Here is a 20,435-nt window from a genome sequence, read left to right on the forward strand (position 1 = left end):
TTTTCCATGAAACTGATCATCGGCAACCGCGCCTATTCGAGCTGGTCGATGCGGGGCTGGCTGGCGCTGAAGGCGGCCAATGTCGAGTTCGAGGAGCTGGTGGTTCCCTTGTTCGACAAGGATTGGGACGAGCGGCGCGGCGGCAATGAATTCGCGCCTTCGTCGGGCAAGGTGCCCGTCTTGTGGGATGGCGACACGGTGATCTGGGACAGCCTAGCCATCATCGAGAGCTGCGCCGATGCCCATGGGCAGGAAATCTACTGGCCCGAGGACCGGGCGGCGCGCGGCATGGCCCGTTCGATGGCCGCCGAGATGCACAGCAGCTTTGCCGCGCTGCGACGCGAACTGCCCATGAATGTCCGCCGCAAGGTCGAGAACCACCCGATTTCGGACGAGGTGAAGGCCGATATCATGCGGATCATGGAATTGTGGGCGCAGGCGCGCGCGCTCTACGGCAGCGACGGCGATTTCCTGTTCGGGCGCTGGACCGCGGTGGACATGATGTTCGCCCCCGTCGTCACCCGCTTCGTCACCTACCAGGTCCCCCTGCCCCGCTTTGCCGCGGCCTATGGCGATGCGGTGGTGCGCCATCCCCATGTCGTCGAGTGGATCGAGCTGGCGCAGGAAGAGCCCTGGGTGATCGAAGAATATGAGCCGGAGCAGAAATAGTGGCGCTCGACCCCGTTGACCTGACGTCGCGCCTCATCGCCTGCCCGAGCATCACGCCCCATGAAGCGGGCACACTGACGCTGATGACCGAATGGCTCGAGCCCATGGGGTTCGAATGCCACCATCTCGTGAGCGGCGAGCGGCCCGACGGCCCGGTCGAGAATCTGATCGCGATCCGCAAGGGTGCGGGCAATGGCCCCCACCTGGCCTTTGCCGGCCATGTCGATGTCGTCCCTCCCGGTGAAGGCTGGGACGGCGATCCCTTCGTTCCGCGCATCGAGGACGGACAGCTGATCGGACGCGGCGCGACCGACATGAAGGGCGCGCTCGGCGCCTTCGTCGCCGCTCTCGACGGATGGCAACAGGACAAAGGCACGCTGTCGCTCCTTATTACCGGCGACGAGGAAGGCCCTGCGGTGCATGGCACGCGGGCGATCGTCGACTGGCTGGAGGAGCGGTCGATCGGCCTCGACTATTGCCTGATCGGCGAGCCTTCCTCGCAGGAACGGCTCGGCGATACGGTCAAGAACGGGCGGCGCGGGTCGGTCAATGTCTGGCTGACGCTTGAAGGACACCAGGGCCATGTCGCCTATCCCCAACTGGCCGACAATCCGCTGCCCAAGATGGCGCGTCTGGTCGCCGCGCTCGACGCGATGGAGCTCGACGAGGGGACCGACATGTTCCAGCCCTCGAATCTCGAGTTCACCGCAATCGGCGGGGGCGACGGCACCACCAATGTCATTCCGGGCAAGGCGAGCGCGCAGTTCAACATCCGGTTCAATGACTTGCAGAAAGGCGAGGATCTCGTCCGGCGGATCGAGGAGATGGCCGAGGAAATCGCGCCTGGCACCAAAGTGCTGGCCAAGATCAGCGGCGAGGCCTTCCTCACCCCCGAAGGCAAGCTGACCGAGACGCTGGCGGACGCGATCGAGCAGGAAGTGGGCATTCGCCCGCGCCTGTCGACCGGGGGCGGCACATCGGACGGACGTTTCCTCCACAAGCTGTGTCCCGTGGCCGAGTTCGGCCTGCCTAATGCGACAATGCACAAGGTCGGCGAGCGGGCCGCGGTCGCGGATATCGAGAAATTGTCGATGATCTACCGCCGCTGCCTGGAAATCTTCTTCGCCTAGGCGACGTCGCGCGATCCCGGCGTGGGAATGCGCGCATTTTCCACCCAGTCGAAAAATTCGTCGGCATGCATCGGCGGAGCGAACACGAAGCCCTGCACGGTGCGGACGCCCATCGCGCGCAGGATATCGGCCTGGGCGCTGGTTTCGATCGATTCGGCGACGATTTCCGCGCCGACCGCATGGATGAGCGTCACCACCGCCTGCACCACTTCGCGCGCCTGTTCATTCTCCTCGATGTCGGCGCAGAGCGAGGGATCGAGCTTGACCCGGTCGAGCGGCATCGCGCGCAGCCGCGCGATGTTCGAATAGCCCGTGCCGAAATCGTCGATCGCGATGCTGGCCCCTGCCGCGCGGAGTGCCGCGATCTGGGCGATCTGTTCGCGGTTGACCTGCATCGCGGCGGTCTCGGTAAATTCGAGTTCGATGCGCGACAGCGGAATGTCGCGGGCATCGAAGATCGCGCACAGCCGGTCGAAGAAATCGGCCCGGTCGAGCTGGCGCGGGCTGATGTTGAAGGCAAGGCGCGGCGCCGAGCCATCATCTTCCCATTGCGAGAGCAGCGCCGCGCATTCGCTCATCACCCAGTCGCCGATCTCGGAAATGACGCCGCAGGTTTCCGCGACACCGATGAAGGTGGCGGGCGCGCGTTCGCCGTCACGCGGATGCTGCCAACGCAAGAGCGCCTCGGCACCGCTGATCGAGCCATTCTTGAGATCGACCTGGGGCTGGAGCGCGAGAGTGAATTCGCCATTGGCGAGCGCGGCGGTGAGGTCGCGCTCGGTATCGACCTTGGCCTGATAGGCCTTGAGCAGATCGTCGCTAAAGAAAGCGTGGCGGCCGCCACCCTTCGACTTGGCATGATACATGGCAATGTCGGCGGCGCGCATCAACGATTCGATGTTGCGGCCATGGGTGGGATGGAGCGCCACCCCGATCGACGCGCCGATGTCGATGCTGTGGCCTTGCAGTTCGAAAGGCTCGGCGATCGCGAGCGCGAGCCGCCGGGCGAGCCGTTCGACCTGTGTGTCACTGACCACATTGGGGAAGAAGATGGTGAATTCGTCGCCCGCTAGCCGCGCCACGAGCGGACGGTCATTGCCCTTCTGGCCTTCGTCTTCCGCAGCGGTCACCACGCGAAGCCGGTTGGCGACCATGGTGAGAAGCTGGTCGCCCCGTGCGTGGCCGAGGCTGTCGTTGACGGCCTTGAAGCGGTCGAGATCGACGAAGATCATCGCGGCCTTGGACCCTTCTTCCATGTCGGCGATCTTGCGATCGGCCTCGGCGCGGAAATGGAGCCGGTTGGGAAGCGAGGTGACCGGGTCGTACATGCCGAGTGCATGCGCGCTTTCGATCGAGGCACGCACCTCTCCGAAGAGATTGTCCACGGCCTTGGCGACCTCGGGCATCGACTTGCGCAGCGCCTCGGGTGCGGGGCTGGTGTAATCGCCATCCTCGACCGCGAGAAGCCGGTCGCCCAGCGCGCTCATTGCCCGGGCGCTTTCACTGTTGGGGCGTTCGGAGGCGATATAGCTGACGAGCAGGCAGAAGGCGCCGGCGATCAGCGATGCCAGCAATTGCTGGTTGAAGGTCGAGATGGTGAGGAACGCGGCAAGCGAGAAGATGAACGAGGCAACACCCGCCAGCCCCGAGAGGATGACGTTGGAAATCTTCTGTGCTGCCCCTTGGTTCTTCACTTCGCGAATTCTGCCCCGATCTGGCGGTCCCGGCGGGTCCGCTTTTCCCCCTTTTTCAGGGTCGAGGCCTAAACGGAGAAGGTTAAGGAAGCGTGGATAGCCGGGGTCAGCGGCGGCGGCGCAGCACCACGTAGATCGCGCCGCGTCCTCCGTGCGCGGGGGCCGCGCCGCGCACCGCCGCGATATGGTCGGCATGGCGCGAAGCGGCGAGCCAGTCGTTAACCGCGGCGCGGATCCGGCCCCGCTTCACGGGGGGTTCGCCGCGCGGCGCATGGCCGGTGATGAGAAGGACGAGGCGTTCGCCCTGCCGGATGGCATCGTCGAGGCCCCGGTCAATCGCTTCCCACGCGCGATCGAGACTGTGGCCATGAAGGTCGAGCACGCGATCGGGCGCGACCTTTCCGCCGCGCAGGCGCCGGTCCCACCCCCCGTCGAGCGTCGAGGCGTCGAGTGGAGCCTTGCGCGGAGGGGGCGCAGGTGGCGGAGATGCAACCGGGCGGCGGCGAAGCGGTGCGGCGCGCGGCGGTGGTGATGCGGGCGGCGGAGTATCGCGGGTCGCGGGATCGCGCGACAGCGGCTCTACCGTGGCCACCACCCTGGCCCAGAGCTCGGCTTCGTCATCGCCGAGCTTGCGCACGGGCCGCGGCGGACTTGGGAAGAAGGACGAGCGCGCGTCCCGACGAGGACATGGCCCCGGCGATGCGGCGCGCCTCGCTGCCCGCGCCCCAGAAAGTGTCGAAGCGGTTCGCGCCCTTGATCGCCCCGCCGGTATCCTGCGCGACCCACAGCCCGTCGGCGACATCGCTGTCCATGTCGAGCCAGACAGGCGCGCCCAAGGGGACGAATTTCGGATCGGCTGCGACCGTGGTGCGGCCCGTCACCGGGACTTCGAGAGCGCCGAGCGGCCCCTCGCCTTCGAGGACACGGAAGAAGATGTAGGAGGGATTTTCGGCCATCAGCGCGGCTCCCCGCACCGGGTCCTCGCGCAGCCAAGCCTGAAGGCTTTCCATCGTGATGGTGCCGGGCTCCATCAGGCCGCGTTCGCGCAGGAGCTTGCCGATCGCGACATAGCTGCGCCCGTTCTGGCCCGCATAGCCGATGCGCAGCACCGAACCGTCGTCCATGCGAACGCGGCCCGACCCCTGGATGTGAAGGAAGAAGAGTTCGACCGGATCGACCGCCCAGGCGAGTTCGAGCCCGCGTCCGGCAAGCGCGCCCGCATCGATCGCGGCGCGGTCATGATAGAGGACGAAATTGCCATTCTCGTCATAGCGGCCTCGCCCTTCCCCGCTTGCGTCGCTGAATTGGCCTCGGATCAGATCCGGCGGGAGCGAATAGATGGGGGTGGTGCAGCCCGGACGGGGGCGTCGGCAACCGGCGATTTCCGGTTCGAAATAGCCCGTCGCGAAGGCAGTGCCGCCACCGACCTCGACCCAGGCGAAGCGGGTAGCGAAAAAGCGAGCGGCGTCGGCGGGGGAAATGCGCTCGGCTTCCTCGCAGAGCGGCAACCATTCCTCGGGACGGGTGAGGCCCGATGCATCCTCGCGGCGCACGAGCCTGGGGCAGCTTTTCCGGAAGGCGGTCAGCGCCTGTGCTGCAGTCTGGCTGGCCACCGGCATCGCGGCGGCGAGTTGCACTCCTGCCGCGAGTGCATTCACGGGCACGACGGGCGTGGCGGCGCTGGTGACGGCGGTACGCGGGGCGCAGGCAGCTAGAAGGAGACTGGCAGCGAGAGCGGCTGCCTTGAGGCCCCTCATTCCTCTTCGTCGGTCTCGACGAGGATCCAGTTCGGATCGCTCGCGGAAATGTCGCGGCGGAAGGTCCAGCGGTCGCGGGTCTGGACGGCGTCGCTGAGCGAGCCGGCCACCACTTCGCCATCGGCATTGCGGGTGACCGCGGCGATGTCGGCTTCGAAGCGGACGGTGACTTCGGCGACCCGGTCTTCGAGGCGGGCCGCGGCGATCAGCGACTGGTCGATCGCGACGAGGCGGTTGTCGAGGGTAAGCCCCTCAGCCTTGCGAGCCTCGACCGCGCCCGCGAAGGCCTCGTAGACATTGTCGTCGACGAGCGGGCGCACTTCTTCGAGATCGCCCTTCCAGAAAGCCTCGAGGATCATGCGATAGGCCTGTTCGGCACCGTCGAGGAAACGCGCGACATCGAAGCCCGGATCGGCGGCGAGCAAGGCGCGGACGCCGGGGCCCGCGAGCGGGAGATAGGCGGTGCCCGCATCGTCCTGACCCACCGAGTCGGGGCTCATCCGCTCGTCGCGCACCGGCGCATCCAGCGGGGCGTCGGGCTCGGCCGCCTTGACGGTCTGTTCATGGCCGGTCCGCTCGCCCAGCACGCTGTAGAGGCGCAGGCCAACGAAAAGAGCGACAAGGGCGAGGATAACAAGAGCGGTCAAAGAAATGTCCAATCCGATTCAAACGAGCAATTCGCGATCCTACATAAGATGCCTGGCAGCGCTTTTCAAAGAGATGAACGGCCCAGCCGCCTCGATGTTGCGCCGTGTCGCCCCTACTGCTAGTCGCGGCGCATCTTATCATGGCTGCCCGAGAGGGGCAGCATTCATCTCAAAAAGACAGGATTTTTCCGATGGCCGAGAACGAAACCCCGCCCCAGCCGCAGCAGCCCGAGGGCGACAATCCCGAAAATGCGCCTCAGATGGCCAATCTTGCGCAATATGTGAAGGATCTCTCGGTCGAGAACCCGTCGAGCCCGACGGTCTACCAGTGGAAGAACCAGCCGCGCATCGACGTCAATTTCAACATCGCCGTCGAACCGGCGGGCGAAGGCGTTCGTGAAGTCATCCTCAAGATCGAGGCCAAGGCGGCTTCGGAAGAAGGCACGCACTTCATCGTCGATCTGACCTATGCGGGTCTCTACGGCTTCCGAAATATCTCGGAAGAGCAGCTGCATCCCTTCTTCTATGTCGAAGCGCCGACGATGCTCTTCCCCTTCGCGCGGCAGATCGTTGCCGAGGCGGTGGGCAATGCGGGCTTTGCGCCGCTGATGCTCGAGCCGATCGACTTCCGTTCCACCTACCTGCAGCAGATGCAGGCCCAGCAGGCCCCGAGCAGCACCAATGGCGGCTCGGAAACGGCCGACGCCTGACCTCTAAGGGAACGCTGGGGCCATGAACCTCGTCAAGGCCGGGGGGACGATCGGCGGATTGACCCTCGTCAGCCGGATCCTCGGCTTCGTCCGCGAGATGATCTTCGCCCGCATCATGGGGGCGAGCGCGGCGGCGGACATTTTCTACTGGGCCTTTCAGCTTCCTAACCTCTTGCGCCGCCTGTTTGGCGAAGGGGCATTCTCCCAAGGCTTCGTCCCTCTTTTCGCGCGCTATTGCGAGAAGGGGGACGATCTTTCCGAGGCCAAGCGATTTGCCGAGGAAGTGCAGGCGGTGTTCCTGCCGGTCCTCATCATCGTCACCGCCATCTTCGTCATCGCGATGCCCGCGGTGGTGATCTTGGTGGTGAGCGATAACTGGACCGACGATCCCGCGCGCTATTCCTTCGCGGTCGAACTGGGCCGGATCGTCTTTCCCTATCTCATCTTCATCTCGATGGTGTCGCTGTTCAGCGGCATATTGAACAGCCTGTCGCGCTTTACCGCCGCGGCCTTCGCGCCCGCTCTTCTCAATGTCGCGCTGGTGATCGCGTTGCTGCTTTTTCCAGAAGGCGGAGTGACCACGGCCCGGGCAATGACATGGGGCGTCTTGGCAGGCGGGGTCCTGCAACTGGCGCTGCTGGTCATCGCGACCAAGCGTGCGGGCCTCACCCTCAAACTGCGGCCGCCCAAGATGACGCCGCGCGTCAAGGAACTGCTGATCATCATCCTGCCCGCCACGCTGGGTGCGGGGGGCTATTATATCAGCCAGGTCTTCTACACCTATTTCGCGACCGTCCTGCCAACGGGCAGCATGGTCTATCTCCAGCAAGCCGACCGGCTCAACCAGCTGCCGCTCGCGCTGGTCGGGGCGGCGATCTCCACTGCCATCCTGCCCGCGATCAGCCGCCATATCGAGAAGGCTGAATTGAAGCAGGCAGCCAATGTGCAGGGCCGCGCGACCGAACTGGCGATGCTGCTGACCATTCCCGCGGCGATCGGCCTGTCGGTCGCGGCGATCCCGATCATGACCGTGCTGTTCGAAGGCGGCGAGTTCACCGCGCAGGACGCCGCCAATGCCGGCGAAGTGCTGGCGATCCTCGTCGCGGGCCTGCCTGCCTATGTGATGATCAAGGTGCTGGCCCCGGGCTTCTATGCGCGCAAGAATGTCCGCACGCCGGTGATTGTCGCGCTCGTCACCCTGTTCATGGGCGTCGTTGCCAATTTCATGTTCATCGACGAGTTGGGCATCATCGTCCTTCCCATCTCGACCGCGGTGGGGGCCTGGCTCAATGCCATCGCGCTTTATGTCATCCTTGCCGCCAAGGGGCATTTTCATTTCGAGCGCTGGCTCGTCTGGCGGCTGGTGAAGCAATTGTTCGCCGCCGCCGCGATGGCCGCGGTGATCATCCTGCTGCAAGGGCGGCTCGAAGGCTATTTCGATGCCTCGGCGGGCAAGCGGGTCGTGGGGACGCTGGCGCTGGTCGGCGCGGGCGGCATCGTCTACCTCACCCTTGCCTGGTTCACGGGCGCGATGGACAAGGAGGATATCCTCATCCTCCTGCGCAAGAAGAAAGTCGACAATGCCGGATAAGATGCGCGTCGTTTCGGGAATCCAGCCCACCGGGGATCTGCACCTCGGCAACCTTCTCGGCGCGATCCTGCGCTGGGTGCGGATGCAGGACGAGGCAGAGTGCCTTTTCTTCCTTGCCGATCTCCATGCCATCACGGTCGATGTCGATCCCGCCAAGCTGCGCGCCAATGTGCGCGAGATGGCGGCGGCGCTGATCGCCAGCGGGATCGATCCCAAGAAATCGATCCTCTTTGCCCATTCGGACGTCCCCGCGCATCCCGAGCTGGCGTGGATCCTGGGCTGCACCGCGCGCATGGGCTGGCTCAGCCGGATGACCCAGTTCAAGGCCAAGTCGGGCAAGAATCGCGAAAAGGCGAGCGTCGGCCTCTTCACCTATCCCGTGCTGCAGGCCGCCGACGTGCTTCTCTACAATGCCACCCATGTGCCGGTGGGCGAGGACCAGAAGCAGCATATCGAGCTGGCGCGCGACATTGCCGAGGCGTTCAACCATCACAATGGCGTCGAACTCTTCACCCCTCCCCAGCCCTATATCGGTGGCGGCGCGGCGGCGCGCGTGATGAGCCTTCGCAACGGCAGCGAGAAGATGTCCAAGTCAGCCGAAAGCGACATGACGCGGATCAACCTTACCGACGATGACGATCTCATCGTCCAGAAGGTACGCAAGGCGAGGACCGACCCCGAGCCGCTGCCAGAGACGCCCGAGGGCCTCAATGAGCGGCACGAGGCGCGCAACCTCGTCGGCATCCTTGCGGCGATCGAGGACCGGCCGGTCGAAGCGGTGCTAGCCGAACATGCGGGCAAGGGTTTCGGCGAGTTCAAGCCGCTGCTTGCCGATGCACTGGTGGCGATGCTGTCGCCGCTTCGCGAGCGACTCGTGGAACTTCGCAACGACCAGGACGAACTCGACCGCATTCTTGACGAGGGCGCCGAGAAAGCGCGCACGCTGGCGCAGCCGACGCTGGCGGCAGCCTATCGAGCAGTGGGGCTGCGTCGTTAACCCGACATTGCGGCTTCATGCCCTGTTCACGGCGAACTGTGCTATAAGCTTGATCAATCAAGGATTTAGCGCAAGGATAAGTCATGCGTAGACTGTTCACTTCCGCGCTCGCCAGCGTTGCCATTCTCGGCCTGTCGGCGTGCGCCACCGGCCTGCCCACCAAGGTGAGCAGGTTCGAAGCCATGCCGCCGCCCAATGGCGAAAGCTTCTTCGTCGTGCCGATGGATCCCGCCGAAAAGGGCGGGCTCGAATTCAGCCGTTATGCCGAAATGGTCTCCAAGGAAATGCAGGAAGAGGGCTATCGCCCGGCTGCGAGCGCCGAGGAAGCCACGATGATCGTCCAGCTCGGCTATGATGTCGACGAGGGCCGCGAGCGGGTCGTCTCCGACCCCTATTTCGACCGCTGGGCCTACCAGCGCCGCGCCTTCTACGATCCCTTCTATCGCTGGCGGTATCGCCCGCTCTACGCGCGGCACCATTATTATGGTCGTCGCCTGCCCTACAGCTATGGCTGGGACGATCCCTTCTGGTATTCGCCCTGGGGCCGCGACCATATCCGCAGCTACACCGAATATCGTTCGGAACTCGAACTCGACATCCGCCGCGCCGAAACCGGCGAAGCGATCTTCGAAGGCAGCGCCAAGGCGCGTAGCCGGACCGACGAATTGGGTTCGCTGGTTCCCAACCTGATCACCGCCATGTTCACCGATTTCCCGGGCAACAATGGCGAAACGGTCAAGATCACGGTTCGCCCCGAAAAAGACGACTAGGGCCGGATCGGATCGAGACGAGACAATGGGCTCGCAAGGACAGGTGCCTTGCGGGCCCTTTTTCTTTTCCCGTTCGGGCCTCGTTCTGCCGAAACGCATCCGGGCAAAAAGAAAGGCCCGTCCGGATCAATTCTCCGGGCGGGCCTTCCCTTGTCCAGTTGGGGACTGGAACGGACTAGAGTTTCAGCCTTCGAGCTGCCGCGTCAGAAGGCGGATGTCGGCGTCGAGTTCGCTGTCGGCGGCGCGCAGCCGCTCGATCTGCTTGACCGCGTGGATCACCGTGGTGTGGTCGCGGCCACCGAAGCGGCGCCCGATGTCGGGAAGCGACTTGGGCGTGAGCTGTTTCGACAGATACATCGCGACCTGGCGCGGACGCGCGACCTCGCGGGCGCGGCGCGCGCTCGACATCTCGGCCTTGCGGATGCGGAAATGTTCGGCGACCTGCGTCTGGATCTCGTCGATCGAGATGCGGCGCTGATTGGCGCGCAGCACGTTGGCGAGCACTTCCTCGACGAAGGGAACGTCGATGTCGCGGCCGGTCATCATCGCATAGGCCGCGATGCGGTTGAGCGCACCTTCGAGTTCGCGGATCGAGTTGGTGATCCGGCGAGCGAGGAATTCGACCACCGCGCGCGGCATGTCGACGCCCGGAAGCGCTTCGAGCTTGGCCTCGATGATGTTGAGGCGCAGTTCGTAATCCGCCGGGTTGATGTCGGCGACCAGCCCCCAGGACAGGCGCGAGAGGATACGCGGCGCGATGCCGTCGAGATCCTGCGGCGCACGGTCCGAGGTGATGACGAGACGGCGACCCGCGTTGATGATCTCGTTCATCGTGTGGAAGAATTCTTCCTGGGTCGAATCCTTGCCCGCGATGAACTGCACATCGTCGATGAGCAGCAGATCGGCGCTGCGCAGGCGCTGCTTGAAGCCGATCGTGTCATTCTGCTTCAGCGCCCGGACGAACTCGACCATGAATTTTTCGGCCGACATCGAGACGACCGACTTGCCCGGATGCGATTCGAGGAAGGCCTGGCCGATGGCATGCAGGAGGTGCGTCTTGCCGCGACCCGTGCCGCCATGGATGAACAGCGGGTTGAAGCCGACCTTTTCGGTCGAGGCGAGCGTCTTGGCCGCGGTGGCCGCGACTTCGTTGGCCTTGCCGATGACGAAAGTGTCGAACCGGTAGCGGGCATCGAAATTGGGCGCGGAAGGATCACGCTCGCCGCCCGCGCTCACGGTGGCCGAATGTTCTTCAGCCGTTGGCGTGTCCTCGAGAATCAATAGGGGCGAAGGCCGGGGAGCATCGGCCGCGGCGACGATCTTCACGTCGCGCACGAGCGGAAGTGCCGTGGTCCAGGCGAGCTTGAGTCGGTCGCCGAAATGGCTGCTGACCCAATCGGCCATGAACTGGCTCGGCATCTGGATTTCGACGATTCCCGATTCGGCATCGAAACGACCGAGTTCGGCAGGCTTCAGCCAGCCGTCGAAGGTGCGGGCACCGATGTCGCGACGAAGCCCGGTACGGATATTTTCCCAAGCGGCATCAAGCGGTTCTGCGATCGCTTGTGCATCGTCTTGGCGCATACCGTCTTCATTGCCCTGCACTGGCCTGCGCCTCCTTCTCGTCCGTTGAAGACAAAGCGGATCCGTTACGCGCAGCAGGGTGCCGCGGCGTCGAAAATCACACACTCTATCTTGCCCCCCGGGGCGAGTTTTCGCCGCCGGAGTGATCTTTTTAAGTTCGCGAAGGGCCGCGTTTCAAGTCGCTTTTTTTCATAAATCCGAAATAAAGAGTCTTGACAGCGGAAAGCCGCGAAAAATGGAGAAAAGCCCGATTTTCGCGACTTTTGAGAGGTGTTTGGAGGGGCTTTGGGACGCGAATCGCGGGAAAAGCTGACTTTTTGATTTAACCCAAAGAAAACGGGCCACCGGAGGGTTCCGGCGGCCCGTCAAAAGTCGTTCGCGAAGGGGGCGATCAGCCCAGCGCCTTCACCCGCTTTGCCAGGCGGCTGATCTTCCGCGCGGCAGTGTTCTTGTGCATCACGCCCTTGGCGACGCCGCGTGCGATTTCGGGCTGTGCAGCCTTAAGGGCATCGAAGGCCTCGTCCTTCTTGCCGCCTTCGAGAGCCAGTTCGACTCGCTTGATGAAGGTACGGATACGGCTGACGCGCGCGCCATTGACTTCGGCGCGGCGCGCGTTGCGACGGATGCGCTTACGGGCTTGCGGCGTGTTCGCCATGAATAGGACCTCAACTATCTGTTCAATCAAAGAAAAAAAGCGGGCCGCCACGAAGGGGCCGCGCGTTCTGGCGCTCCCCTAGCGGTGGTCGCAACCAAGGTCAAGCATTCTAGCGCTGGCAATGCGCACAATAAAAGGTCGAGCGGCCACCTTGCACGCGGCGGCGCACTTCACGGTCGCAGCCATCGGTGCGGCAGGGCTGGCCTTCGCGGCCATAGACATCGAAGCGTTCCGGGAAATAGCCGAGCTCTCCATCGGGGGCCGAATAGTCGCGGAGGGTCGAGCCGCCTGCGGCGATCGCTTCTTCGAGCACGTCCTGGATATGGCCGGCGAGCGCATCGAGGCGGGCCTTGCCGATGGAGCCCGCCTTGCGGCCCGGCGCGATGCCCGCGCGGTAAAGCGCTTCGCAGACATAGATGTTGCCGAGGCCCGCGACGACGCGCTGGTCGAGGAGAGCGAGCTTGATCGCGACGGTCTTTCCTTCGAGCCGTTCGCGGAGCATCGCTCCGGTGAGCGGGGCGCCGACAGGTTCGGGGCCCATTCCCTCGAAGCCGGGATAGTCATCGAGGCGGTCTGTGGGCAGGAGCTCGACCGAGCCGAAGCGGCGGGGATCGTTGAGGCTGAGGCGGCGGCCATCGCCGAGCGTGAGGACGAGATGGTCATGCTTGCCGATATCGTCGGGGTCGATGCGCCAGCGGCCCGACATGCCGAGGTGGAAGATGAGCGTGTCACCCCGGTCGGTGCCGATCAGGCCATATTTGGCGCGGCGCGAAAAGGAGCTGGCGGTGGCGCCCGTGAGGCGCTGGCCGAGGTCTTGCGGGAAGGGACGGCGAAGGTCCGGGCGATGCAGCTCGACCCGGGCGATGCTGCGCCCGAGCATGACGCGCTCCAGTCCGCGCACGGTGGTTTCGACTTCGGGAAGTTCGGGCATGGGTGAAAGTGGAGATAAGGGGCGTTCCCACCCTCGCCAACCCCTGCTAGGGCCACTTGCCATGAGCGATGAAGTCCATTTCGGCGACGAGATCGTCAGCCGCGAGGAGAAGACGCGGCGGGTCGGCGGGGTCTTTTCCTCGGTCGCACGCCGCTACGATGTCATGAACGACCTGATGTCGGGCGGAATGCACCGGCTGTGGAAGGACCGGTTCGTGGCCAAGGTGCAGCCGCGGCCCGGCGAGCGCGTTCTCGACATGGCGGGCGGGACCGGCGACATCGCCTTCCGCATGGCCGCGCGGGGCGCGGACGTGACGGTGAGCGACATCAATCCCGACATGCTGGCGGTGGGAATGGAGCGGGCCGAGAAGCGCAACCTCGACCGGCTGACATGGCAGGTCGAGAATGCCGAGAAGCTGTCGTTCGGCGATGAACAGTTCAACGCCTATACGATCGCCTTCGGCATCCGGAACGTCACCGATATTCCCGCGGCGCTTCGCGAAGCGCATCGCGTGCTGAAGCGCGGGGGGCGGTTCTTCTGCCTCGAATTCTCGACCAGCGAATGGCCGGGGTTCGGCGAACTTTACGAAGCCTATGCCGACAATGTCATTCCGCGCGTCGGCAAGGCGGTGGCTGGCGATGCCGACAGCTATCAATATCTGGTCGAATCGATCCGCCGTTTCCCGCGCATGGGCGAATTTGCCGCGATGATCGAGGAAGCGGGTTTCACGCAGGTCCGGCACCAGCCGATTCTCGGCGGGTTGGTCGCCATCCATTCGGGGTGGAAGATCTAGGCGCATGGCTTCTGCACCGACGCATCTGTGGCGCCTTCTCAAATGGGGCCGGACGCTTGCGCGGCATGGCGCGCTACGGGGGATCGAGCGCGATCCCCTCACCCCGCCGGGGGTTCGACGCCTGGTGCGCATCGCGCGGTTCGGAACGCGCCAGCCCGAAACACCCGACTATGCCGCCGCGCTGAAGCAGATCGGTCCTGCGGCGATCAAGCTGGGGCAGGCGCTGGCGACGCGGCCCGACCTGGTCGGCGAGGAAGCCGCGGCGAACCTTCTCCAGTTGCAGGACAATCTGCCGCCCGCGCCATTTCCCGAGGTCAAGAAAGCGGTCGAAAGCGCCTTGGAAGCACCGCTGGAAACGATCTTTTCCTCATTCAGCGAGGAGCCCGTGGGTGCGGCCTCGATCGCGCAGGTGCATCGCGCGGTCACCGTCGAGGGGCGCGATGTCGCGGTGAAAGTGCTTCGGCCCGGCATCGAGGATGTCTTTGCCGAGGCGATCGAGACCTATGAATGGGCAGCGGCCCATGTAGAGACGCTGGGCGGCGAAGCCGAGCGGCTGCGCCCGCGCCAGGTCATCGCCTATTTCAAGCAATGGACGCGCCGCGAACTCGACTTGCAGCGCGAAGCCGCCTCGGCGTCCGAACTGCGCGAGAATATGGTCGCCGAACCCGGCTTCTTCGTTCCCGAAATCGACTGGACCCGCACTGCGCGCCGCGTCCTCACGATGGACTGGATCGACGGGATCAAGCTCACCAAGCGCGACGAACTGATCGCGGCGGGGCATGACCTTCCCTCGCTGGCAGTAATCCTTGTCCGCGCTTTCCTGCGCCAAGCGGTGGTCGATGGCTTTTTCCATGCCGACCTTCACCAGGGCAATCTGTTCGCGCTTCCCGACGGGCGACTGGCGGCGGTCGATTTCGGCATCATGGGACGGATCAACCGGCAGGCGCGGCTGTGGCTTGCCGAGATCCTCTACGGCCTCATCACCGGCAATTATCGCCGCGTCGCCGAGATCCATTTCGAGGCGCAATATGTGCCGCCGCATCACAATGTCGAGGAATTCGCCACGGCGCTGCGCGCGGTGGGCGAGCCGATGCGCGGCCTGCCCGTCAAGGACATCAGCGTCGGGCGGATGCTCGAGGGACTGTTCGCGATCACGCGCGATTTCGACATGGTGACCCAGCCCCATCTCCTCCTTCTCCAGAAGACGATGGTGATGGAGGAAGGCGTGGCCACCGCGCTCGATCCCGACATCAACATGTGGGAAGCCGCCGAGCCTTTCCTCAAGGAATGGATGCGCACCGAGCTGGGCCCCGAGACCGCGCTGGCCGACCGCATCAACGAGACGATCGATGCGCTGGGTCGCCTGCCCTCGCTTCTCCAGCGGATCGAGGCCTCCTATCCGACGCCGGGCGCGGCGCCTCCCCCGCCCCCGCTGCCTGAAGTCACGATGATTGAGCGGCCGCGCGGCTTCGGTTATCTTCTCACTGCCCTCATCGCCGGTGCGGCGGGCGCGGCGGGCATGGCCTGGTGGCTGGGATAGGCGGAAGATGGCGCGCATCCTTCTCATCATCGGCGGGGGCATCGCGGCCTACAAGGCAGCCGAACTGGTGCGCCATGCGCGCAAGGCGGGGCATGAAGTCACCCCCGTCCTGACCGAGGGCGCGCAGCATTTCGTCACGCCGATGAGCCTTGCCGCGCTGGCCGAGAGCCCGGTCTATACCTCGCTCTGGGATCTCAAGGACGAAGTGGAGATGGGGCATATCGAGCTCAGCCGCGCAGCCGACCATGTGCTGGTCTGTCCGGCGACCGCCGATCTCATCGCCAAGATGGCGGCGGGGCTGGCCACCGATCTTGCCACCACCCTTCTCCTGGCCACCGACAAGCCCGTCACCATCGCGCCCGCGATGAATGTGAAGATGTGGGAGCATCCCGCGACGCAGCGCAATATCGCGCAGTTGAAGGCTGACGGGGTCAGCGTCATCGATCCTGACGAAGGACCGATGGCGTGCGGCGAATATGGGCCGGGCCGCCTGCCCGATCCCGAGGCGATCCTCGCGGCGCTGCCCCACACGGGCGAGACCGCTCCGCCGCTGGCGGGAAGCGAAGGGCCGCTTGCGGGCAAGCATGTGCTGGTCACGGCCGGACCGACGCACGAGCCCATCGATCCGGTGCGCGTCCTTGCCAACCGCTCTTCGGGCAAGCAGGGCTTTGCCATTGCCGCCGCCGCTGCACGCGCGGGAGCGCGGGTGACGCTGGTCGCGGGTCCGGTTTCGCTGCCCACGCCCTTCGGCGTGACGCGCGTTGACGTCATGACGGCAGTCCAGATGCGCGACGCGGTGATAGCCGCGCTTCCCGCCGATATTGCCTTCATGGTCGCCGCGGTCGCCGACTGGCGCGTGGCGGCCAGCGCTTCGAAGTTGAAGAAAGGCGACGGGCCGCCCGAACTGCAGTTCGAGGCCAATCCCGACATCCTCAGGGAATTGGGCGAGCGCCCCGACCGTCCCGGCCTCCTCATCGGCTTTGCCGCCGAGACCGACGATGTCATCGCCAATGCGACCGCCAAGCTGGAGCGCAAGAAGGCCGACTGGATCGTCGCCAACGATGTGTCGGGCGACGTCATGGGAAGCGATCACAACCGCGTCCATATCGTCACCAGGGACGGGGTGACCGACATGGGAGCGATGACGAAAGCCCAGGTTGCACAAATGCTTATCGACAGGATTTCATAACATATGGCAATTTCGATCCAGATCGCCCGCCTGCCCCATGGCGAGGGTCTTCCCCTTCCCCAATATGCCACGCCCGGCGCGGCGGGGATGGACGTGGTGTCCGCCGAAGACGTGACCATCGCGCCGGGCGAGCGGCATCCGGTCGCCACCGGTTTCCGCGTGGCGATCCCCGAGGGATATGAGATCCAGGTGCGCCCCCGTTCGGGGCTGGCCTTCAAGCATGGCATCACCGTTCCCAACACGCCCGGCACGATCGACAGCGATTATCGCGGCGAGTTGAAGGTGCTGCTGATCAATCATGGCCCCGAGGCCTTCGAAGTGAAGCGCGGCGAGCGGATCGCCCAGCTGGTGCCCGCCGAAGTCACGCTTGCCCGGTTTGACGAGGTTTCCGAACTCGACGATACCGAGCGGGGGCATGGCGGGTTCGGATCGACCGGGACCAAATGACCTTCAGCGACGATGAGCTTGACCGTTATGCGCGGCACATCGTCCTGCCGCAGTTCGGGGGTGCCGGGCAGCAGCGGCTGAAATCTTCCTCGGTCCTGCTTGTCGGAGCGGGCGGGATCGGTGCGGGCGCGCTTCCCTCGCTCGCCGGAGCGGGCGTGGGACGCATCCATATCGTCGATGACGATCAGGTCGATGTTTCGAACCTTGCACGCCAGCCGCTCTACCGCAGCGAAGATGTGGGCAGGTCCAAGGCCGAACTGGCTGCGCGCTTTGCCGCCGAGCGAAATCCCCACATCGAGATTGTGGCGGTTGATCAACGGGTTGACGAGGACAATGCCGAAAACCTGTTAAGCGGGCACGACCTGGTAATCGACGGCAGCGACAATTTCCGCACGCGCCTGATCGTGAGCGACATGGCTGTCAAGCTGGGCTTGCCGCTCGTTTCGGGGGCGGCGGCACAATTCCAGGGGCAGGCGGCGCTCCTGACCGGGCAGCCCTGCTATCGCTGTTTCGTGGGCGAGGCCTTCGACAGCGACGACTGCGACAATTGCGCCGAACTGGGCGTGCTCGGCGCGCTCACCGGGACGATGGGCCATTTCGCCGCGATGCTGGCGATCCGCCACCTCGCGGGGATCGGCCCTTCGGATGCAGGCACGCTTCACCTGTTCGACGGGGTGCGCGCTCGCTGGAAAGCGATCACCCTTGTCGCCGACCCCGCCTGCCGCGCCTGCGGGACGCCCGGCTAGGCGTCCTTTGTCGCGGGCTTCTTCTTCGCCGGAGCCTTCTTCTTCGTAGCCTTGCGCTTTTTCTTCGCGGGGCCCTTGGCGGCGCGTTCGTCGATGAGGCGGATCGCCTCTTCGAGCGTGACGTCCTTGGGCTCACTTCCCTTGGGCAAGGTGGCATTGGTGTTGCCGTCGGTGACATAGGGACCGTAGCGGCCTTCCATCACCTTCACCTCGCCTTCGCTGGTCGGGTGCTTGCCGAGCACCGCGATGGGCTCGCGTGCGCCGCGAGAGCCGCCCTTGCGGGCCTTGGCCTCGGCGAGCTTGGCGACCGCCGCGTTCATCCCGACCTCGAACACCTCCTCGGTCGAGGAAAGGCGGCCATAGGTGCTGTCATGCGCGACATAGGGGCCGTAGCGCCCGATCGAGGCGGTGATCGGCTTGCCGGTCTCGGGATGCTCGCCCACCGTGCGGGGGAGCGAAAGCAGCTTCTTTGCCATTTCGAGATCGACCGTCGAGCGGTCGACATCCTTGGGAATCGAGGCGCGCTTCTTCTCTCCGTCCACTTCCTGTTCGACATAGGGGCCGAAGCGGCCGACCTTGATCTCGATCCCCTCGCCCAGCTCGGCGGGACCTTCCTGCGCCTCTTCGCCGCGCACGCCGAAGGGGCGCGTGAACTTGCAGTCGGGATAGTTGGAGCAGGCGACGAAAGCGCCGAACTTGCCGCCGCGAAGGCTCAGCTTGCCTTCGCCGCACTTGGGGCAGAGGCGCGGGTCGGAGCCGTCGTCCTTTTCCGGGAAGAGCCAGGGCGCGAGAAATTCGTCGAGCGCGGCGGTAATGTCGCTCGGCTTCTGGTCCATGACCTCGCCTGCCTTGGGCTTGAAGTCGCGCCAGAAGTCGTGGAGCAGCCGCTGCCAGTCGAGCCGGCCGCCCGAGACATCGTCCAGTTCCTCTTCGAGTTCGGCGGTATAGTCATAAGACACATAACGTTCGAAGAAGCGTTCGAGGAAGGCAGTGACGAGGCGCCCCGATTCCTCGGGAATGAAGCGGTTCTTCTCCAGCCGGACATAGTCGCGGTCCTTCAAGGTCTGGAGCGTCGCGGCATAGGTCGAGGGACGGCCGATGCCGAGTTCCTCGAGCCGCTTGACGAGGCTGGCTTCGGAGAAGCGCGGCGGCGGCTGGGTGAAATGCTGGGTGGCCTCGACCTTTTCCTTGCGCGGCGCATCGCCCTTGCGCAGCGTGGGCATGCGGCCTTCTTCCTCGTCGGTGCTGTCGTCGCGGCCTTCCTCGTAGAGCGCGATGAAGCCCGGGAACTTGACCACCTGGCCGGTGGCACGAAGCACGCAGCGGCCCGCTCCGTCAGTGAGTTCGGCGGTGGTGCGCTCGAGCCGGGCGGCGGCCATCTGGCTGGCCAGCGCGCGGTTGTAGATCAGGCGGTAGAGGCGAGCGGCATCGCCCTGCCCTGCCGCGTCGCGCGAGAAGTTGGTGGGCCGGATGGCTTCATGCGCTTCCTGCGCATTCTTGGCCTTCGACTTGTACTGGCGCGGCTTGTCCGGGAGGTAGCCCGCGTCATAGCGTTCGGCGACCGCCTTGCGCGCGGCGGACAGGGCCTCGCCGGCCATCTGGACGCCGTCGGTGCGCATATAGGTAATCGCGCCGTCCTCGTAGAGGCCCTGCGCCAGGCGCATTGTGTGGCTGGCAGAGAAGCCGAGCTTGCGCGCAGCTTCCTGCTGGAGCGTCGAGGTGGTGAAGGGGGGCGGCGGATTGCGGGTGAGAGGCTTGGTCTCGACGCTTTCGACCGTGAAATGGCCTTCCTCGACGGCGTGCCTCGCCGCGTCGGCCTCGGCCCTGGTGCCGATGGTGAGGCGGTCAATCTTCTTGCCGTCGAAGCGGACGAGGCGAGCCGAAAAGGGCGTGCCGTCGCTTTCGAAGGTCGCGCCGACCTGCCAATATTCGCGCGGGTCGAAGGTTTCGATTTCGCGTTCGCGGTCGACGATCAAGCGCAGCGCGACCGACTGGACACGGCCCGCCGAGCGGGCGCCCGGCAGCTTGCGCCAGAGGATCGGCGACAAGGTGAAGCCGACGAGATAGTCGAGCGCGCGGCGGGCGCGGTAGGCGTCGATAAGGTCGGTATCGAGCGCGCGCGGCTGGGTCATCGCCTGCGTCACGGCATTCTTGGTAATCGCGTTGAAGGTGACGCGCTCGACCTCGGCGGGGAGCGCCTTCTTGCGCGTGAGAAGTTCCTGGACGTGCCAGCTGATCGCTTCGCCTTCGCGATCAGGGTCAGTCGCGAGGATGAGGGCTTCGGCCGACTTGGCGGCGTCGGTGATCGCCTTCATCTGCTTGGTCTTGTCCGAATTCTGCGTCCATTTCATCGCGAAGTCGGCATCGGGGTCGACCGAGCCGTCCTTGGCGGGGAGATCGCGGACATGACCATAGCTGGCGAGCACCTTGTGGCCCGGACCGAGATATTTTTCGATGGTCTTCGCCTTGGCGGGCGATTCGACGATGACAAGTTTCAATTCGAGGCGTCCTTACACGTGTATACGCGCGATGATCCGGCCCCTCATGTGGCGGTCAAGTCCATTGTTCGCAAGCTGGCTTTTGCC

At 64.9% G+C, this 20,435-nt stretch carries 19 protein-coding genes; 11 read left to right on the forward strand and 8 right to left on the reverse strand.

Annotated elements, in window-relative coordinates; translation table 11 throughout:
- Nucleotides 1-6: 6 nt before the first annotated feature.
- Together FHS50_RS04765 and dapE are read left to right on the forward strand one after the other, a co-directional pair.
- Nucleotides 7-669 (forward strand): glutathione S-transferase family protein, encoded by a 663-nt coding sequence (locus tag FHS50_RS04765; protein WP_183933214.1) that lies wholly within the window; start codon nt 7-9, stop codon nt 667-669.
- Entirely contained in the window at nt 666-1,799 is a 1,134-nt protein-coding gene (gene dapE, locus FHS50_RS04770; protein WP_183933900.1) for a succinyl-diaminopimelate desuccinylase, read from the forward strand. The genes FHS50_RS04765 and dapE overlap by 4 nt, the downstream gene beginning before the upstream one ends.
- Here dapE and FHS50_RS04775 read toward each other — a convergent pair.
- The 4 genes from FHS50_RS04775 to FHS50_RS04785 all read right to left on the reverse strand — a co-directional run bounded on the left by FHS50_RS04775 (nt 1,796) and on the right by FHS50_RS04785 (nt 5,897).
- Entirely contained in the window at nt 1,796-3,493 is a 1,698-nt protein-coding gene (locus tag FHS50_RS04775; protein ID WP_183933215.1) for a putative bifunctional diguanylate cyclase/phosphodiesterase, read from the reverse strand. The two genes, dapE and FHS50_RS04775, sit on opposite strands and share 4 nt — an antisense overlap.
- Before the next feature lie 106 nt (nt 3,494-3,599).
- The gene (locus FHS50_RS04780; RefSeq protein WP_265569058.1) at nt 3,600-4,130 is read right to left on the reverse strand and encodes a Smr/MutS family protein; all 531 of its coding nucleotides are present in this window, start codon (nt 4,128-4,130) and stop codon (nt 3,600-3,602) included.
- Entirely contained in the window at nt 4,111-5,250 is a 1,140-nt protein-coding gene (mltA, locus tag FHS50_RS10680; protein WP_246332952.1) for a murein transglycosylase A, read from the reverse strand. Before mltA ends, FHS50_RS04780 begins: the two co-directional genes overlap by 20 nt.
- Nucleotides 5,247-5,897: a Tim44/TimA family putative adaptor protein gene (locus tag FHS50_RS04785; protein WP_183933217.1), complete on the reverse strand. Its 651-nt coding sequence runs from the start codon at nt 5,895-5,897 to the stop codon at nt 5,247-5,249. Before FHS50_RS04785 ends, mltA begins: the two co-directional genes overlap by 4 nt.
- 191 nt (nt 5,898-6,088) lie before the next feature.
- On the opposite strand from FHS50_RS04785, the gene secB reads away from it, so the two are divergent.
- The 4 genes from secB to FHS50_RS04805 all read left to right on the forward strand — a co-directional run bounded on the left by secB (nt 6,089) and on the right by FHS50_RS04805 (nt 9,965).
- The gene (secB, locus tag FHS50_RS04790; protein ID WP_183933218.1) at nt 6,089-6,607 is read left to right on the forward strand and encodes a protein-export chaperone SecB; all 519 of its coding nucleotides are present in this window, start codon (nt 6,089-6,091) and stop codon (nt 6,605-6,607) included.
- A 22-nt stretch (nt 6,608-6,629) separates the two neighbouring features.
- Nucleotides 6,630-8,198 carry a murein biosynthesis integral membrane protein MurJ gene (gene murJ, locus FHS50_RS04795; RefSeq protein WP_183933219.1) on the forward strand — a complete coding sequence of 523 codons (1,569 nt, stop codon included), beginning with the start codon at nt 6,630-6,632 and terminating at the stop codon, nt 8,196-8,198.
- Between the two features lies 1 nt (nt 8,199).
- Complete coding sequence (gene trpS, locus FHS50_RS04800) at nt 8,200-9,195, forward strand: tryptophan--tRNA ligase (protein WP_183933901.1); 996 nt, start codon at nt 8,200-8,202, stop codon at nt 9,193-9,195.
- An 83-nt stretch (nt 9,196-9,278) separates the two neighbouring features.
- A complete protein-coding gene (locus FHS50_RS04805; protein ID WP_183933220.1) occupies nt 9,279-9,965 on the forward strand; it encodes a DUF4136 domain-containing protein in 687 nt (228 codons plus the stop codon).
- A 183-nt stretch (nt 9,966-10,148) separates the two neighbouring features.
- Here FHS50_RS04805 and dnaA read toward each other — a convergent pair whose 3' ends face one another.
- The 3 genes from dnaA to mutM form a co-directional block, all read right to left on the reverse strand.
- Nucleotides 10,149-11,549 (reverse strand): chromosomal replication initiator protein DnaA, encoded by a 1,401-nt coding sequence (gene dnaA, locus FHS50_RS04810; protein ID WP_183933902.1) that lies wholly within the window; start codon nt 11,547-11,549, stop codon nt 10,149-10,151.
- Nucleotides 11,550-11,940: 391 nt separating this feature from the next.
- On the reverse strand, nt 11,941-12,204 hold the full coding sequence (rpsT, locus tag FHS50_RS04815) for a 30S ribosomal protein S20 (protein ID WP_183933221.1): 264 nt from the start codon (nt 12,202-12,204) through the stop codon (nt 11,941-11,943).
- Nucleotides 12,205-12,313: 109 nt separating this feature from the next.
- A complete protein-coding gene (mutM, locus tag FHS50_RS04820) occupies nt 12,314-13,135 on the reverse strand; it encodes a bifunctional DNA-formamidopyrimidine glycosylase/DNA-(apurinic or apyrimidinic site) lyase (RefSeq protein ID WP_183933222.1) in 822 nt (273 codons plus the stop codon).
- Between the two features lie 61 nt (nt 13,136-13,196).
- On the opposite strand from mutM, the gene FHS50_RS04825 reads away from it, so the two are divergent.
- From FHS50_RS04825 to FHS50_RS04845, 5 genes are read left to right on the forward strand one after another with little or no spacing between them, the layout of a single operon-like run.
- Nucleotides 13,197-13,928: a class I SAM-dependent methyltransferase gene (locus FHS50_RS04825; RefSeq protein WP_183933223.1), complete on the forward strand. Its 732-nt coding sequence runs from the start codon at nt 13,197-13,199 to the stop codon at nt 13,926-13,928.
- A gap of 4 nt (nt 13,929-13,932) precedes the next feature.
- Complete coding sequence (gene ubiB, locus FHS50_RS04830) at nt 13,933-15,468, forward strand: 2-polyprenylphenol 6-hydroxylase (protein WP_183933224.1); 1,536 nt, start codon at nt 13,933-13,935, stop codon at nt 15,466-15,468.
- A gap of 7 nt (nt 15,469-15,475) precedes the next feature.
- Nucleotides 15,476-16,657: a bifunctional phosphopantothenoylcysteine decarboxylase/phosphopantothenate--cysteine ligase CoaBC gene (coaBC, locus tag FHS50_RS04835; protein WP_183933225.1), complete on the forward strand. Its 1,182-nt coding sequence runs from the start codon at nt 15,476-15,478 to the stop codon at nt 16,655-16,657.
- Between the two features lie 3 nt (nt 16,658-16,660).
- Entirely contained in the window at nt 16,661-17,104 is a 444-nt protein-coding gene (gene dut / locus FHS50_RS04840) for a dUTP diphosphatase (RefSeq protein WP_183933226.1), read from the forward strand.
- Complete coding sequence (locus tag FHS50_RS04845; protein ID WP_183933227.1) at nt 17,101-17,850, forward strand: HesA/MoeB/ThiF family protein; 750 nt, start codon at nt 17,101-17,103, stop codon at nt 17,848-17,850. Before dut ends, FHS50_RS04845 begins: the two co-directional genes overlap by 4 nt.
- On the opposite strand, the gene topA is transcribed toward FHS50_RS04845, so the two are convergent.
- Nucleotides 17,847-20,348, reverse strand: coding sequence for a type I DNA topoisomerase (gene topA / locus FHS50_RS04850; RefSeq protein WP_183933228.1), 2,502 nt, complete (start codon nt 20,346-20,348; stop codon nt 17,847-17,849). The genes FHS50_RS04845 and topA overlap by 4 nt on opposite strands.
- Nucleotides 20,349-20,435: the final 87 nt, after the last annotated feature.

Source organism: Sphingomicrobium lutaoense, assembly GCF_014195685.1.
GTDB classification, from domain to species: domain Bacteria; phylum Pseudomonadota; class Alphaproteobacteria; order Sphingomonadales; family Sphingomonadaceae; genus Sphingomicrobium; species Sphingomicrobium lutaoense.